The sequence below is a fragment of the Delftia lacustris genome (genome assembly GCF_040267515.1).
Classification (GTDB): Bacteria; Pseudomonadota; Gammaproteobacteria; order Burkholderiales; family Burkholderiaceae_C; genus Comamonas; species Comamonas tsuruhatensis.
The window spans coordinates 3,225,490-3,240,709 of sequence record NZ_CP141274.1; the positions used below are offsets into that span (position 1 = coordinate 3,225,490).

The 15,220-nt window shown below is 65.0% G+C and carries 13 protein-coding genes; 6 read left to right on the forward strand and 7 right to left on the reverse strand.

The annotated features are described in order from the left end of the window. Nucleotides 1-6: 6 nt before the first annotated feature. The 4 genes from U6958_RS16215 (at nucleotide 7) to U6958_RS16230 (ending at nucleotide 5,866) form a co-directional block, all read left to right on the forward strand. Nucleotides 7-2,451 (forward strand): hypothetical protein, encoded by a 2,445-nt coding sequence (locus U6958_RS16215; protein WP_074923221.1) that lies wholly within the window; start codon nucleotides 7-9, stop codon nucleotides 2,449-2,451. After that, on the forward strand, nucleotides 2,448-3,746 hold the full coding sequence (locus tag U6958_RS16220; protein ID WP_074923220.1) for a hypothetical protein: 1,299 nt from the start codon (nucleotides 2,448-2,450) through the stop codon (nucleotides 3,744-3,746). Before U6958_RS16215 ends, U6958_RS16220 begins: the two co-directional genes overlap by 4 nt. 120 nt (nucleotides 3,747-3,866) lie before the next feature. Further along, complete coding sequence (locus U6958_RS16225) at nucleotides 3,867-5,270, forward strand: MFS transporter (RefSeq protein WP_208607079.1); 1,404 nt, start codon at nucleotides 3,867-3,869, stop codon at nucleotides 5,268-5,270. A gap of 158 nt (nucleotides 5,271-5,428) precedes the next feature. Next, nucleotides 5,429-5,866, forward strand: coding sequence for an OsmC family protein (locus tag U6958_RS16230; RefSeq protein ID WP_016447025.1), 438 nt, complete (start codon nucleotides 5,429-5,431; stop codon nucleotides 5,864-5,866). Nucleotides 5,867-5,932: 66 nt separating this feature from the next. Here the strand turns inward: U6958_RS16230 and U6958_RS16235 are convergent, their stop codons facing one another. After that, the gene (locus U6958_RS16235; protein WP_046239085.1) at nucleotides 5,933-6,733 is read right to left on the reverse strand and encodes a SprT-like domain-containing protein; all 801 of its coding nucleotides are present in this window, start codon (nucleotides 6,731-6,733) and stop codon (nucleotides 5,933-5,935) included. 118 nt (nucleotides 6,734-6,851) lie between these two features. Between U6958_RS16235 and U6958_RS16240 the strand changes: the two genes are divergently transcribed. Both U6958_RS16240 and U6958_RS16245 read left to right on the forward strand, forming a co-directional pair. Next, the gene (locus U6958_RS16240; protein WP_016447023.1) at nucleotides 6,852-7,991 is read left to right on the forward strand and encodes a helix-turn-helix transcriptional regulator; all 1,140 of its coding nucleotides are present in this window, start codon (nucleotides 6,852-6,854) and stop codon (nucleotides 7,989-7,991) included. Between the two features lie 4 nt (nucleotides 7,992-7,995). Further along, nucleotides 7,996-9,117: a helix-turn-helix transcriptional regulator gene (locus U6958_RS16245; protein ID WP_074923218.1), complete on the forward strand. Its 1,122-nt coding sequence runs from the start codon at nucleotides 7,996-7,998 to the stop codon at nucleotides 9,115-9,117. Nucleotides 9,118-9,189: 72 nt separating this feature from the next. Here the strand turns inward: U6958_RS16245 and U6958_RS16250 are convergent, their stop codons facing one another. From U6958_RS16250 to U6958_RS16275, 6 genes are all read right to left on the reverse strand, one after another. Continuing rightward, the gene (locus U6958_RS16250) at nucleotides 9,190-10,686 is read right to left on the reverse strand and encodes a hypothetical protein (RefSeq protein WP_074923217.1); all 1,497 of its coding nucleotides are present in this window, start codon (nucleotides 10,684-10,686) and stop codon (nucleotides 9,190-9,192) included. Between the two features lie 320 nt (nucleotides 10,687-11,006). Beyond that, entirely contained in the window at nucleotides 11,007-11,774 is a 768-nt protein-coding gene (locus U6958_RS16255; RefSeq protein ID WP_128422671.1) for a hypothetical protein, read from the reverse strand. Nucleotides 11,775-11,932: 158 nt separating this feature from the next. Continuing rightward, nucleotides 11,933-12,517 carry a flavin reductase family protein gene (locus tag U6958_RS16260; RefSeq protein WP_034367088.1) on the reverse strand — a complete coding sequence of 195 codons (585 nt, stop codon included), beginning with the start codon at nucleotides 12,515-12,517 and terminating at the stop codon, nucleotides 11,933-11,935. A gap of 47 nt (nucleotides 12,518-12,564) precedes the next feature. Then, entirely contained in the window at nucleotides 12,565-13,197 is a 633-nt protein-coding gene (locus U6958_RS16265; protein ID WP_074923216.1) for an NAD-dependent dehydratase, read from the reverse strand. A 218-nt stretch (nucleotides 13,198-13,415) separates the two neighbouring features. Next, on the reverse strand, nucleotides 13,416-14,516 hold the full coding sequence (locus U6958_RS16270) for an alkene reductase (protein WP_046239090.1): 1,101 nt from the start codon (nucleotides 14,514-14,516) through the stop codon (nucleotides 13,416-13,418). 115 nt (nucleotides 14,517-14,631) lie between these two features. Further along, nucleotides 14,632-15,213, reverse strand: a complete 582-nt coding sequence (locus U6958_RS16275; protein WP_016447017.1) for a TetR/AcrR family transcriptional regulator — start codon at nucleotides 15,211-15,213, stop codon at nucleotides 14,632-14,634. Between the last annotated feature and the right edge of the window lie 7 nt (nucleotides 15,214-15,220).

Sequence of the window (15,220 nt, forward strand, 5' to 3'; positions counted from 1 at the left end):
CCCGCCATGACTTCAGCAATGACTCCCGCGCTCACTGCCGCGATGACTCCCATTGAATTGCGAACCCTGATCGATCGCTACCGTGCCGAGGGCCTGGTGCCGCCAGGGCCGCTGGTCTGCAGCGGTGGCCGGGCGCCGGACGGCAGCTTCAATCCCTTCGGCACCGTGGCCGATCTGGTGGTGGACCTGAAGGTGTTGCTGGACGAGGCCGACGCGGCTGGCCTGCAGGCGCTGGACATCCATGCCGATACCGTGGTGGTGCCCGAGGGGTTCGACAGGCGGCTTGACGGCGCGGTGCGGCGGCTGACGGTGGTTGCCCGCCGCATTGTTTCCGAAGGCACGACGGTGCTGCGCATGCTGCATGACGAGGGCAACGAGCTCAGCAGGGTGCGCATTTTCGTGGAAGCCGTGGAGGGCCGGTTCACGCTGTACGGCGGCCCCACGCGCGACACCCCTTATGCGCTGGAGGAGGCTTGGGACACGGTGGCGCGGCCGCAGTTCAGCAATTTCCTGTGGCAGGACAACCGGGCTGTGGTGAAGCACACCCCCGTGCCGCCCGGCCTGCTGGAGCATGGCGAGCCGATGCACAGGGTGCTGGCCGCGCTGTTTGCCCTGAGCGCCGGCATGGCGGGCAGGCCCGGCCACAGCGAGGCCGAACTGGCGTTGTGCCATGAGGCGCTGGGCTGGATCACGCGCTGGTCGGGGGTCGAGTCCGGGTTTGGCGAGTTGATCCAGGCGGCGGGTTCGCTGCAGCGTCTGCTGCCGGTCATGGGCGTTGACGGGCTGGCCAAGCCGATTCCCGATCTGAGCGCCGGAAGCTACCTGTCGCTGGCCAAGGCCCGGCAGGAGGTGATGGCGGCCATGGAGGCCCACCTGCGCAGCCTGCGCGCCAGCGGCGAGCTGGCAGGTGCCGTGGGCAGCGTCGCGCAGGCGTTTGCCGACCGGGACACATTGGACCTCAAGACGCTGGAGGCACGTTGCACCGAGCTGGAGCAGCGGCTGATTCAGCAGATCGAGGCCCTTGACCGCGCCGCACGCACGGTGCGCCAGGAGGAGCTTGAAGCGGAACTTGCCGCCATGCGGCTGAAGCTGGCGAGCGACGTTGCCCAGATCGTGCGCACCGTGAAGATGAGCCTGGAAATCGCCTTTGGCGTCATCGCAGTCGCGGGCAGTGTGGCCGCCCTGTGCGTGGGCGTGCCGCCCGACCCGAAGGCGTTGACCGAGACCGGTCAGAAAGGCGTGCTCGGCCTGAAGGACTTGTACGGGCAGGCCAAGACGCTTGGCGGCAGCATAGACGGCCCGCTCAAGGCGCTGAAGGCCCTGGGCCAGTCGTTTGCCATTCCGCTGCAATGGGCCAGGCATAACTCCAGCACGCTCAAGAATCTGGTGGATCCCGCCAAGGGCGCATTGAATGCGGTGCTGCCGGTGATCCGTGGGCCGCTGGGCGGGCTGGATGTCGAGGGGATTTCCCGGGAGCTGGGCGACACCATGCGTGCACTTGCGCTCATGCCGGATGCCAATGAAGCCAAGGCCGCCTGGACGGTGCTGGAAAACGATGCAGTCAACCGGCTGGATCTGGTGCTTGCCACGGAAGGCACCGAGGCGGCCGTGCGCAACGCTGCCAACACCCTCAAGACACAGGTGCAGAAAGTGGCCGTCTATGGCCGCCTGCTGGCTGAGCAAAGCGCATCCAAGAATGCCATTGCCCGTGAGCTTGCCACGCTCAAGCTGGAATACGTTGCGGTGATCGGCAAGCGCAAGCGCCTGCAGGCGCTGGAGCAGCAGGCGTTGACAGAGCTGGAGCGCAGCGCGCGGCTGCAGGGGGAAATCACCCTCAGGGCAGAAAGTGCGCGCCGCGGTTTCTTTGTGGACTGCTTCGGGGTCCGTGCCGCACAGGCCTACGAAACCGGCAAGCAGCCTGGCCACCGTCTTTCGATGCCGGGCACGGCCGCTGCCATGGCAGATGCACACGCCACCCTGCTGGCAGACCACGCCAGCGCGCAGGCGGCCAATGCGAGGACCCAAGGGGATCTGCGGCGGGAATTGCGGGTCACTGACGCCGCGCTGCTGCAGCAGCTGGCGCATGGGCAGCCCATCAGCCTGTCCATTGCCACCAGCCATCCGGCACTGGCCAGCTACCGCCGCATCCGCCTTTCGTCGGTGCAGGCCTGGCTGGAGTTTGCCGATGCCTCGGCCCAGCGCATCGATATCGACATGGTGACCGGCAGCGATTTTCACGACAGCACGGGCAACGGGGACGAGAGGCTTTTCTGCTCGCCCCTGAAGATCAACTTCACCTACGCCGGCGACCAGATCGAGTTCTCGCAGCACCTGGGAGATGTCTGCCCGACGCCGTTCACGACGTGGCTGATCGAAGTGCTGGAGCCCCGACAGATGCCGGCAGCGCCTCGGGCCCTGCGCCTGCTGATGGCCGGCACTGCAGCCAGATGAGCCGGCTTCTGTGGCTGCCCGCCGCTGCCACGGCGCTGTGCTGCGGTGGCGCCATGGCAGCGAGCTGCCGCGTCGAAGCCGAGCCCGCGCGTGAGCCAGTCGCACGGCAGGTATGGACCGATATCGCCGAGTTCTCGTTCCTGACCGGGCTGGATCTGGACGATGCCAGCGGCCGCATGACGCTGGTAAGGAATCTGGAGAGCATGCAGTCGTTCCCTGCGCTGAAGGCGGCATCGGCCGCTTGGGGCACGCTGCGTGCCCGTATCGACGGGCTGGCCGATACGGTGCAAAAGCTGGGGCAGGCCGTGGGGCGTTTGCAGCAGCTTTGTGACCAGTTGGATGCCGTTTCGCTGACCCCCGACGCGCCGCTGGACGAGGCCCGATGGAATGCGGGTGTCGCAGCCGTCGAGACGGAGATGGATACGGCCATTGCGGCGGCTGCACCCGTCGTGGCGCAGCTGGAAAGTCATGCCTCGCTGCTTCGCGTGGCCGCCGCGCACCATGCCAGGCAGCCGCCACCGGCAAACGCGGTGGTCCGCCTTGGGCCCGCGCCGCAGGCGATGGCAACGGAATTCAGCACCCTGGCATTGCGCTGGCGGGCCGTGGCCTCCGACCTTGCAAATGCACGCCGCATCTTGCCGGTGAGGCCGGTGCGCGGCTCGTCTGCGCCCTTGATCGCCATGACGGCCGCCATGCGGGAACTGGCACGGATCTCCGCTGAGGCACACGCACTCTCGGCCCAGCGGCTCAGCGATGCGGATTTCCGGCGCTACGAGACGGGCGACTACCTGTACGACCAATGCCCCATGCTCAAGGACCGCCAATGGGTCGGGCTGCAGAACCTGTATTGGAGCGAAAGGCGCAACGCGGTAGCGCTGCTGCAGGGCACGGGCCTTGTGTCTCCCCCCGGGCTGTACAACGTCGAGCCATGGCAGATTTCCTTCCCGGCCATGATTGTGGGCGCCGACAGATGGAGGTTCCTGCGCACCGGCAAGGGCTACTGGCTTGTCCAGAATGCGGCGTTCGGACCGGGCACCATGGCGCTCGATGTCACCAGCGTGGCCGGGAAACCGCATCTTGAACTGAAGATGACGGCGTCAGCGGGAGACGCCCCACGCTTCAGCGGCCAGCAATGGCGCTGTGCGCCCAGCGACCTGCCGGGCCAGTTCCATCTCTACAACCGCTTCCTGTCGGATGCCGTCGTGCTGGACACGGCCAATAACCATGGCATTGCCGTCATGCTGCCGGCCACCAGCCGCTCCTCTGGCCAGTATTGGCGTGTGATTGATCGGTAAGAGGTGCTTGGGGGCAGGACCCCCTTGATCTCAACCGCACTTGAGGTTGCATGCTCCAGGCTTTTCGTCGCCATGGCACTGCGCCATGGCCGGCGCAGACCCTGCAACCAAGAAGCATCCATGCCCCATCAAGATTCCCTCACGCTGGACGATCAGGTCCGGCCGACGACCGGCGAGAGCTGGTCCATCCTGTCCTCCCCCTACCGCCTGACGACGATCGGCATCGTCTCGCTGGTGGCCTTGATTGCCTTTGAGGCCCTGGCCGTGGCCACCGCCATGCCAGCGGTGGCCCGCGCGCTCGATGGGGTGCCGCTGTACGCGGTTGCCTTTGGCGTGACCCTGGCCACCAGCGTGGTGGGCATGACGGTGGCCGGCGGCTGGTGCGACGCGCGCGGGCCGGCGGCGCCGCTGTGGTCTGGCATGGCGTGTTTTGTGGCGGGGCTGCTGCTGGCGGGCTTTGCGCCGTCCATGCCGGTGTTTCTGGCGGGGCGGCTGGTTCAGGGGCTGGGGGCCGGTGGCATGTCGGTGGCGCTGTATGTGCTGGTGGGCCGGCGATATCCCGAGGCACTGCGGCGGCGCATTTTTGCGGCGTTTGCCACGGCCTGGGTGGTGCCCGCGCTGGTGGGGCCGGCGTTGAGCGGCCTGGTGGTGGAGCACCTGGGCTGGCGCTGGGTGTTCCTGGGCGTGCCCCTGCTGGCCTTGCCGGCCGGGGCGATGCTGCGCCCGGCGCTCCAGGGCCTGGGCGGCCATGGCCGGGGCATGCAGGGCGGTGTGCGGCGCGGGCTGTGGGCCCTGGGCGCGGCCACGGGCATCTGCCTTCTGTATGTGGGCGGGCAAAGGCAATCGGCGGGCGCCTTGGGGGCGGTGGCGGTGGCCGCGGCCTTGTCACTGGTCTGCACCTGGAAGCTCTTGCCGGCCGGCACGCTGCGCGCCGGGCGCGGGCTGCCCAGCGTGATCGCCTTGCGCGGGCTGGTGTTTGCAGCGTTCTTCGGGGCCGAGGCGTTCCTGCCGCTGGTGCTGGCGCGCGAGCACGGGCTGTCAGCGCCCATGGCGGGGCTGGTGCTGAGCGCGGGTGCGCTGGGCTGGTGCTCCGCTTCCTGGTACCAGGGACACAGCCGCAACGGCTGGAGCCGTCACCGCTTCCTGCGCGTGGGCACCAGCGCGGTGCTGGCGGGCGTGCTGCTGACGGCATCCGTGGCCTGGCCGGCCGTGCCCGTGTGGGTGGCGGTGGTGGGCTGGATCGTGTCGGGGCTGGGCATGGGACTGCTGTCGGCAAGCCTGTCGGTGCTCACGCTGTCCATGTCCGCGCCCGGCGAGCAGGGCGCCAACAGCTCGGCCCTGCAGCTGTGCGAGGCCATTGCCGTGGCGGCCACCCTGGCCATTGGCGGATCGCTGTTCGCGGCCTTGCTGGAGACTTCGGCCCATGCGGCCTATCTGGCGAATTTTGGGGTTGCGGCCGGGGCGGCGGTGCTGGCGGCGGTGATCGTGGGGCGAACGGATACGCGGCAGGTGTTTGTGGGGTGAGGGGGCCGGCTTTGCCATCACAAAGATCGCTGGATGAGTGTTTAAGCCTGGCTCTGTAGGACGTGCGCGCAGGGGCTGGCGCGCCCCGGGACCACGCCTTGCCCCGTGGCGCCTGTGCTGTGATGGCGGCTTGTCCAACCAACGCACAGGAGAAACACATGTCCGAGAAAACCGCTTCCGTCCATTGGGAAGGTGCAGGCAAGACCGGCCAGGGCCGCATCAGCACGGAGACCGGCGCGCTCAAGGACCATCCCTACGGGTTCGGCAGCCGCTTCGGGGATGACCGAAAGGGAACGAATCCCGAGGAGATCGTGGGCGCCGCGCATGCGGCGTGTTTCACGATGGCCTTTGCCTTTGCCTGCGAGAAGGCGGGCATCGCCACCGAGATGCTGGACACCACGGCCAAGGTCCGGCTTGCCAAGGATGGCGAGGGCTTCAAGATCGACCGCATCGCGCTCACGCTGCAGGCCAAGGTGCCCGGTATCGACGATGCGCAGTTCCAGAAGATCGCCCAGGAGGCCAAGTCCCAGTGCCCGCTGTCCAAGGCACTGGCAGGCGTGCCCGAGGTGACCCTGGTGGCCACGCTGCTGCATTGAGTCCGCACAGGCGCTTGTGCCGGGAGGTGGGGCGGGGCAGGTGAAGCACTCTGGCTTGCCGAGTGCTCAATCCTGGGCTGTGAAGCCTTTGCCGCAATCGCCGCAGATCAGGTTCAGCCCCGGCTTGCCCCAGACATTGACAGGCGCCGCGCAACCGCCGCACCGGTACTTGACGCGCAGGGACTTGTTGACGGGCTGCACGGTGGTCTCGCCGGTGGTGGAGCCCGGCACCGCCACCGAGGTGCCCACGGGCCGCACGGCTTCGGCCAGGGCGGGCACGGATGACATGGGCGGCTGGGTGCCCTGCATGCCCTGGAGCTGCGTGGCCATGCTCCACTGGCCCGTGACCACATGCTCGATGGCCGGGAAGCGGTCGTACCAGCTCAGCTGGAAGCGCGTGGTCAGCAAGGCATCGCAGGCCGCCAGGAAGGGGCCGCCCGCCACGGCGTAGTCGGCCATCATGTCGCCCGTGCGCCGCCCGCCGGGCCGGCCCGTGGACGAGGGCATGAGGCCCAGCGATTCCAGCTTGTCCGCCCATTCCTCGTTGTGATACCGCGCACGGCCCGGCTTGCCGAAGTGGTGCTGCCACAGGTGCGTCATCTCATGCACCAGGGTCTGCAGCGTCTCGATGATGGGCACCGCCGCGAAGTAGGCGGGGTTGAGCGCGATCTCGTCGGTGGTGCTGCCGTCCAGCGAGGCAAAGCGCGCGGCAGAGAAATAACCGCAGGTGCGTTTCTCGCGCTGCAGCGTGATCAGGCAGTGGGGCAGGGCATCGTCAAAAAGGCGCTGGTTGAAGTGCTCGTAGGCCTGCTGCAGTTCGGAATAGGTTTCGCGCGTGGGTGCGGAGCGGACGGGGGCGGCGGGCATTGATGGATTGTGCAATACAACCATGTGAACATTGCCCCAAATCGACTTGGCAAGACCGGTATCGAAATTCAGAGCTGTCTGATTGAAAATAGCCATAAAGAATCAATAATTCATTTCCATGAAATTTATTGATCGACAGGGTGCCAGTTGCCATATACCGGGACTGCTGTACGACGGAGTACTTTCCGCTGAGGACTGGCAGTCTGCGCTGGACGCCATGCGGCAGGCGCTGGGCGCGTCCGTTTTCCATTTCTTCACGCTGGGCAGCACTGGTGGCGGGGTGGTCGAGAGCGTGCACAACCACGACCTGGCGGGCATCGATGCCGATAAATTGCGTGAATACGAAACCCACTACGTTGGCGAGGACCTGCGCATGTCCGTCGTGGCGAGCCTGCCCCAGGGCCAGTTCATGCTCGACCATGAGCACTTCAGCGCATGGGAGATGTCGCGCAATGCGGTCTACGTCGATGTGCTGGCGCCCCACGGACTTCGCAACACGCTGGGTGTCAAGGTGCGCGACGAAGGGGGGACGCAGGACTTCCTGGGTTTCATGCGTCCTACGGATCGTGGAATCTATGGCGCACAGGAGCGGGTCTTCATGCAGCAGTGGATGCCCGATCTGGCGCGTGCCGCCCGCCTGCGCATGCACATGGGAGGACTGGCGCGGCAGGCGGCTTTGGGATTCACAGCCCTGGACAACTTGCCGCAAGGCATTGCACTTGTGGATTCAAATTGCCGCATCCACTACTGCAACCCCTCGGCCGACTGCCTGCTGGCAGCTTTTTGCGAAGCCTTGTCTGTGCGCCACGGCCTGCTGCGCTGCGTTGACGGGCAGGCCCAGGCGCAACTGCTGCATCTTGTGGCCCAGGCTTGCGGCCATCATGCACAGGGCCTGGCCGGGGCGCTGTGCCTGACGGCAGGCTCTGCGTTGCGGTTGATGGTGACGGTCCTGCCGCTCAAGCCCAGCCATGCCGCTGCGTTCCGCCAGCGGCCCATGGCTTTGCTGGTAATGGCGGATGCCGGTACGCCATTTTCTGGCCCGAGTCCCGGACTCGTGCAGGAAGCGCTGGGTTTGTCGCCCTCGGAAGCGCGTCTGGCGGTGCTGCTTGCCACGGGCAGGACCGTCAAGGACTACGCCCGGATAGAGGGGTGCAGCTGGCATACGGCGCGCACCCACATGAAGAACCTGATGCGCAAGACAGGTTGCCACCGGCAGGTGGAATTGGTGGGGCTGCTGCAATCCCTGCAGCCGAGGTGAGTCCGTGCAACAACGCATTGATGCCATCGCCGGTCAGCTGTATGAGGGGGTGCTCGCTCCCCAGGCCTGGAGCGAGGCGCTCGCGGGAATGTGCGCGCAATTGCAGGCGGGCGTCTTTCACTATTTCACGCTGAATGCTGGCGAGGCAGCCGTTCCGCAAAGCGCAAGCAATCTGGAAAGCTTCGGTCTGCATCACGGCTTGATGCAGGAGTACGAGACACACCACGCGCACAACGACCTGCGGATGGCAACCGTGCAGCGGCTGCCCGTGGCCCAGGTCATGCTGGACCATGAGCACATCAGTGCCAGGCAGGCGTCACAGAATAGCGTCTATACGGATTGGCTGGTTCCGCTGGGACTGCGGCATACCGCCGCTGCCACCGTTCGCGTGGAAGGCAATGCGCGTGATTTCATCAGTTTCATGCGCCCCAGGGATGCCGGCGTCTATGGTGCACAGGACAAGGCATTCCTAGAGCATTTGATGCCGCACATCGAGCGGGCCGGCCGCTTGCGCGCGCGCATGGGCCAGCTATGCGGCCAGGCAGCATGGGGACTCGCGGCACTGGATGCGCTGGCGCAGGCACTGCTCGTCGTGGATGCTCGGTGCCGGCTGCAGCATTCCAATCCGGCGGCAGAGCGCCTGCTCGCAACATTCGGCACGTTGCAATGTGTGCACGGCGGGCTGCGATGCACATCGGGCGAGGCGCATGCACGCTTGCAGAGCTTGGTCTCCGCCGCTTGCGCCAATCCCGCAAAGGCGGCTGCCTTGGTGCTCCAAGGCAGCCGGCCCAGCCAGTCCCGGCTCAGGCTGACTGCGTTGCCTCTGGCGGCCAACCATGCGTTTGCCGCGCCGTGGCAACAGCCCCTGGCCCTGATCTTTCTGACTTTGCCCGGCTCCATGGTTTTGCAGAATCAAGGCCTGGTGGGCGAGATGCTGGGCCTGTCACCCAGCGAGACCCGCCTTCTGTTGCTTCTGGCAGGCGGAAAGACCGTGAAGGACTATGCCTTGATGGAAGGATGCAGTTGGCATACGGCGCGCACCCACATGAAGAACCTGATGCGCAATACGGGCTGCCATCGGCAGGTGGAATTGGTGCAACTGCTGCAGGGGTGGGGAATGGTGTGAACAGTCCCTGCCCATCGCGCAGCGCCTTGCGGGCTGGGCGATGGATTGGGCGCTGGTCACGCAGCCCTTGCTTCAGGGGGTGTATTGCAGGTTGTAGTACATCTCCCTGCCGTTGCGGTCGGCGTAGATGAGGAGGAACTCGGCATAGTTCGTGGCCGATGCACCGTCCGGCTTGCCTCCAAAAGGTATGGTGGCCGAGGTGGCTCCTTTGGGCACAGGCACGGTCAGGTTGGGAGTGCGTACCGTGGGCAGGCCGGAGGCAGACCCCGCCGCAGCGCCCTGCCGATAGGAACTGAGTACTGAAAGTGCCATGGGCATGCTGCCCGCTGGCGGTTGCGCAGCCGACCAGACAACCTGCGCGCTGCCGCCGCCGGCCTTGAAGCCGGCCACGATCTCGCCCTCTGAGGGCGAGATGGTGTTGAACTGGGGATAGGCATTGACAGGTATCTGCGCAAACGGATAAGACCCGCTCTTCAGCGTGACCTGATAGGTGGCGATGGGTGTTTTGCCTTGCTGTCCGTTGACGGCTTTCCAGCCATCGTCGGCATGGATATCGAAGCGCACCTCGGTTCCCGCTGCCAGGCCCAGCGCTGCGAAACGGTTGTCACCGTCTGCCATGGCGGCAGCATCGAACCCGCTGCGCACGGTGGAGCCCCAAGAGTCGTTGGCCACACCCAGTTGCGCGTTGGTGCAATCTGCCGTGCCGGCGTTGGCCACGTCGTTGCTGGCGTTCGATCGACACTGCCGGAAGTTGTTGGTGTCCGCATAGCTGGCGTTGCCCCGCACGCCTTGCATTTCGGGTGCATCGCGCATGATGCGTGGCGACAGCAGCTTGAGCGAGTTGCGCGCGCCGCCTGCCTGCGCCGACGGCCAACTGACAATGGCGTAAGTTGCCAGCCGAGCAGGATCGGAAATGCCAAACTGCACCTCGCGCCGCAAGTGGAACGGACTGGCGGACGGTTCGCCGTCGGACAGCTGGCGTACCACATTGGCGCGGTTGCGCGACACCAGTCCCACGCTTACCACGCGCTGATTGCCCAGGCTGCGCATCTCGGCTGCATTGCGGGGAGTGGCGCAGGTGCCGCTGCTGCTTCCTGCGATCAGCGTTTCGCGCTGGTCCCTTGTGCTGGTCCCGTCCGTGAATTTTTCGTCGTAGCTGATATCCACCTCATGCCGTGCGGATCCGTCGGCATTGGTGGCTTTGCGCTCTGCCAGGATTTGCAGATTTTCGAAGCTCCGCCCAATCTGGTAGGCATTGGAGGCCTGGACCTGGGTCTGGTTTTCATCCCAATGGGTGATCAGGCGCTCCTTGCTGCTGCCGTTGCCCAGGTAGCAGTCGTCGAGATGCGCAAAGCGCTCGGTGCCTTTGGCGGGCAACTGGGTGGCGGTCAGAGCCTGTCTGGTATCCATGTACTTCTGCACCAACTCCTGGGTCGTTTGTGTTGGTGGTGCAACCGGGGGCGTCACTTCGTTGTCTCCGCCACCGCCACTGCCACCTCCGCAAGCCGTAAGCGCGAGCACGGCACCGGCGATGAGGGTGGGGCGCAATTTGGGGGTCTGCTTGGTCATTGGGTATCTGCCTTTCAAACGATTGGGAATGGGCGGCGCAAGGATTCGATGGTTTCCCTCATCCGCCTAGACAGCAGTCTTCCCAGCCATGGTGCGCAAGGCCATACCGCATTTGCGGGATGGCTTCGCCACCGGCTCTGGGATGAAATATTTTTTGAGCGGAGTTTTCAGGAGCTGCAGGCACTATTCGCTTTATTTTGCGATTGGCCCTTTGTAAACATCAAAGCCCGCAGGACTGTTGCAGCACCCAGGAGTTCATCGAACGAATTTATTATTGAGCTGGTCAATATGCGGTCATATCCTCTTCCAGGATGCGAAAACTAATTGACGATGGTGAGTGATCCATAGGAGCCCTGGCCGCCACGCACGCTATAGAGCTGCGTGCGTCCCGCGCCTGTGGCCCCGCTTACCGTCACTTCCCCTGTATTTCGATCCGCATAGGAGCACGCTCCCTTGTTGCCGCTGCCATTGATGGCCCGTATGCCAAGATAGCTGACTCCTGAGCTGACGGGCACCTCAAAACAACTTGGCTGGTTGAAAAGTTCGGAACGAGCAACTTCCCTTTCATTCAATGTGATGGCTAGAATATCTCCATCCTCGCATTCATTGTCTTTCATGCAGACATCGATATATTTTTGGCCTGCCATATTTGTATTTGCGCTGAAATTCCCCCAATCTGCCAATTGCTGATTGATGGCGTCAGAAACGAACTGGTCCCAGGAAATGGTTTCGTAAGGTGATATCCGATAGCTGCATGACCGGTTGTCCTCGATTTCCTTGTTGACAGTCGTTTTCTTGTCGGGTGTGCCACTATCCCAACGGATGGACTTGAACAGGTATTTGTCAATTTCTCTTTGCAATTCGGCCGGTGCCACGCGTGGTGGACTATCAATGCAGATCATGCGCTGATCGCCCATGATAGGACCGGTGAGCTTGACACGCTTGCCACCATCTCCTGTGGCGACTGCGATGGCATCCAAGACTTCCTCTGCACCACTGCACCCTGTCATCAAGACCGCGATGGGACACGCGATCAAGGAAAAGACAAGCTGACGCGTCCACTGGTTTCTTGTTGAGTTCCATTCCATTTTGATTCCCTTCAGTTGATGTGAAAAATAACAACCACGGGAAGGAATAATGAATTGTTTGTCCCAGTGAAAATATACCGCAGATGCGGTATTGATCTTCAGGACGCAGCAAGCATTGCAGTAGAAGTACTGCCAGATTTCTGAAATGGAAAAAGAAACTATTCTTTGCTTTCCTGCACCCTCAACGCCTGCCCAATCGCATAGAACTGCCCACCCGCCACGTAGTGCAGGCTGCGCAGCGCGGGGTCGGCGTCCTCGAAGTGCCAGTGGCCGTTGCGGAATACGCGGGTGTCGGACCACGCGCCCACGATCTCGCCGATGAACAGGTCGTAGGCCTGCTGGTTGTGGGGCTCGGGGATCAGCCTGCAGGCCAGCCAGCCGGCGCAGCCGTCCACGAAGGGCAGGTCGAACCCGTCCATGCCGAACAGCTGAACGCCGCTGGTGGCGAGCTTGCCGGCATCGGTGGACAGGCTAAGCGTGCCGACCTGGTGCGTGAGCTGCAACTGGGCGGCCGTAGGCACCTGGATCACGAACATGCCGCTGTGCTCGACCAGGGCGCGCGTGGCCGTGGCCTTGTCAAGCACCACGGTGAGCTTCGGGGGCGCAAAGTCCAGCGCGCAGCACCAGGCTGCGGCCATGACGTTGTCCACGCCGCCGTGGCGTGCCGAGACCAGGACGGTGGGGCCGTGGTTGATCAGTCGGTAGGACTTGGCGAGATCGACCGGGGCGATATGCGGGTTCATGCAAGGGTTCCTGAAGGGTTCTGTTTTTGCGCGTGCAGGCGCCGGGCTCATTCGGCCAGCGCCTCGGAACCCACGATATGGACACCGGGCCTGGCGTTGACAGCTGCCTCTATCAAGGCATGGGCGATGCGGTGTGCGGGGTTGAGCCGCCAGCGCCGGGGCAGCAGCGGGCCCAGGGCGCCAAGAACGCCGACCATGGCGCGCTCACCCGCGCGGTGCTCGGTGCGCGGGCCGCTGATCAGGCCGGGGCGCACGAAGGTGAGGGACGCAAAGCCTTGCGCCTGCAGGTCGCGCTCGAGTTCGCCCTTGACGCGGTTGTAGAAGATGCGCGAGCCGGCGTCGGCGCCCATGGCCGAGTTCAGCACATAGGTGGGCGTGCCGTGGCGATGAGCCAACTGTGCGGCCAGCAGCGGATAGTCATGGTCCACGCGCTGAAAAGCCGGCTGGCTGCCGGCTTTCTTGATGGTGGTGCCCAGGGTGCAGACCAGGGCATCGGCCCGCCACCAGTCGGCGCCTTCGGGCAGGTGCTCGAAATCGACGATGGGGGCGAGCAGCCTGGGATGCGCCGGCAGCGCCCGGCGTACCGGGGCCACGACGCGGGTGATGCGGCTGTCGGCCAGGGCCTGTTGCAGCACCTGGCTGCCCACCAGCCCCGTGGCGCCTACGATCAGCAGTTGCATGGCTTGGTCTTTCGATGGGGACACGGATCAGCCAGTGTGCCGTAGATGGCGTGGCGCATAAAACTGGTGCAGCCCAAGGCAAGGGACACCGAGGAAGGGCCTACGCCGGCAGCGCCGCCCGGCACCGAGGGTGTCGCCGGCTGCCCGGACGCCCCCTCCCGCGAAGCGAGAGAGGGCGCCGTGCAACGGGGGAAGCGGCGTAAGCCGCTCAGGGGGAGTTACGCCAATGCAGGCCAGTCGATGTAGCCCTGGGCGCCGCCGCCGTAGTAGGCCTCGTGCGGGGCCACGGCCAGTTCCTTGCCATGGCGCAGGCGGGCCACCAGATCGGGGTTGGCGATGAAGGGGCGGCCGATGGCCACGGTATCGACCAAGCCCTTGGCGCGGCGGTCCATGGCCAGTTCCAGGTCATAGCCGTTGTTGCCCATGTAGGCGCCGTCAAAGAGCTTGCGCAGCGCGTCCAGGTCCACGCCGGGCGGCAGTTCGCGCGAGCCGCCGGTGGCGCCTTCCACGACGTGCAGGTAGGCCAGGCCGAAGCGGTTGAGCTGGGGGATGAGGTGGCCGTAGAGGGCCATCACGTCGCTGTCCAGCGGTGTGTTGCCGGCGTTGGGCGTGACGGGCGACAGGCGGATGCCCACGCGGTCGGCGCCCCAGACCTTGGCCACGGTGTCGGTGACTTCCAGCGTCAGGCGGGCGCGGTTTTCGATGCTGCCGCCGTAGGCGTCGCTGCGGTGGTTGGTGGAGTCGCGCAGGAACTGGTCGAGCAGGTAGCCGTTGGCCGAGTGCACTTCCACGCCGTCAAAGCCTGCACGCTTGGCGCATTCGGCCGCATGGCGGTATTGCTCGACGATGCCGGGGATTTCGCTGGTTTCCAGGGCGCGGGGCATGGACACCTCGGCTACGCCGTTGGGCGTGAAGGTGACGCCTTCGGCCTTGATGGCAGAGGGGGCGACAGGGGCCACGCCACCGGGCTGCAGGTCTACGTGCGAGTAGCGGCCCACGTGCCACAGCTGGGCCACGATCTTGCCGCCGGCCGCATGTACGGCGTCGGTGACCTTCTTCCAGCCGGCGACCTGCTCCTCGGTCCAGATGCCGGGGGTCAGGTTGTAGCCGCGGCCCTGGGCCGAGATGTTGACGGCTTCGCTGATCAACAGGCCTGCGCTGGCACGCTGGGCGTAGTAGGTGGCGTGCAGTTCGGTGGGCACGCCGTCGTCACCGGCGCGGCTGCGGGTCAGCGGGGCCATGACGAAGCGGTTGGCGAGCGACAGGCCGCCCAGTTGGGTGGGAGAGAACAGATCGGTGTGAAGGCTGTGGTCGGTCATGGTGTGCAGTGGTGGTGGTTGAACAAAAAGGAGGAGGGATGGGCGAAGGGTGAGAGGTTTGAAGTTGACCAGTCGTCTACAAACAAGACAAATAAAAAGCGGCGGCCAGGCCTGCTCAGCCCAGCAGCCGCTTCGTGGAAACAAGGGCTGCGGCAAAGGGCTCCTCATGCCGGCCCAGCTTGGACAGCAGGGAGGCACCCAGCCACAGCTGGTACAGCGATTCGGCCAGCGTGGGGGCATCCATGGTGGAGGTGATGGAGCCGTCGGCCTGGCCTGCGCGCACGCAGTCGGTCAGGCGGGTGATGATGGCGTCGGTGCCGGTGCGCAGCACCGAGCGCATGTCGTCGGACAGGTCGCAGACCTCGGGACCCAGCTTGACCACGAGGCACTGGCCTCCTGCATGGGCCGAGCATTGTTTCTGTGTCCAATGGCGGAAGTAGGTCATCAGCCTGGAGATGGCCGGATCGGGCGTCTCCATGAGCGCATCGATCTTGGCCAGGTACTCGTCGAAGTACTCCTGCAGCAGGGCCTGGCCGAACTCTTCCTTGGACTTGAAGTAGTAGTAGAAGGAGCCCTTGGGCACGCCCGCGGCCGCGACGACCTCGGCCAGGCCGACGGCCGTGTAGCCTTTCTGGGTCATCAACGCCTTGGCCACATCAAGGATGTGCTGGCGTGTTTCCTGTGCGGGTTTCTTCATGGGATCG

Coding starts and splice junctions, on each gene's coding strand:
- U6958_RS16235 (WP_046239085.1), bottom strand. CDS start 6,733: ATGCCCGCCGCCCCCGTCCGCTCCGCACCCACGCGCGAAACCTATTCC.
- U6958_RS16270 (WP_046239090.1), bottom strand. CDS start 14,516: ATGACCGACCACAGCCTTCACACCGATCTGTTCTCTCCCACCCAACTG.
- U6958_RS16255 (WP_128422671.1), bottom strand. CDS start 11,774: ATGGAATGGAACTCAACAAGAAACCAGTGGACGCGTCAGCTTGTCTTT.
- U6958_RS16230 (WP_016447025.1), top strand. CDS start 5,429: ATGTCCGAGAAAACCGCTTCCGTCCATTGGGAAGGTGCAGGCAAGACC.
- U6958_RS16250 (WP_074923217.1), bottom strand. CDS start 10,686: ATGACCAAGCAGACCCCCAAATTGCGCCCCACCCTCATCGCCGGTGCC.
- U6958_RS16265 (WP_074923216.1), bottom strand. CDS start 13,197: ATGCAACTGCTGATCGTAGGCGCCACGGGGCTGGTGGGCAGCCAGGTG.
- U6958_RS16215 (WP_074923221.1), top strand. CDS start 7: ATGACTTCAGCAATGACTCCCGCGCTCACTGCCGCGATGACTCCCATT.
- U6958_RS16220 (WP_074923220.1), top strand. CDS start 2,448: ATGAGCCGGCTTCTGTGGCTGCCCGCCGCTGCCACGGCGCTGTGCTGC.
- U6958_RS16240 (WP_016447023.1), top strand. CDS start 6,852: ATGAAATTTATTGATCGACAGGGTGCCAGTTGCCATATACCGGGACTG.
- U6958_RS16260 (WP_034367088.1), bottom strand. CDS start 12,517: ATGAACCCGCATATCGCCCCGGTCGATCTCGCCAAGTCCTACCGACTG.
- U6958_RS16225 (WP_208607079.1), top strand. CDS start 3,867: ATGCCCCATCAAGATTCCCTCACGCTGGACGATCAGGTCCGGCCGACG.
- U6958_RS16275 (WP_016447017.1), bottom strand. CDS start 15,213: ATGAAGAAACCCGCACAGGAAACACGCCAGCACATCCTTGATGTGGCC.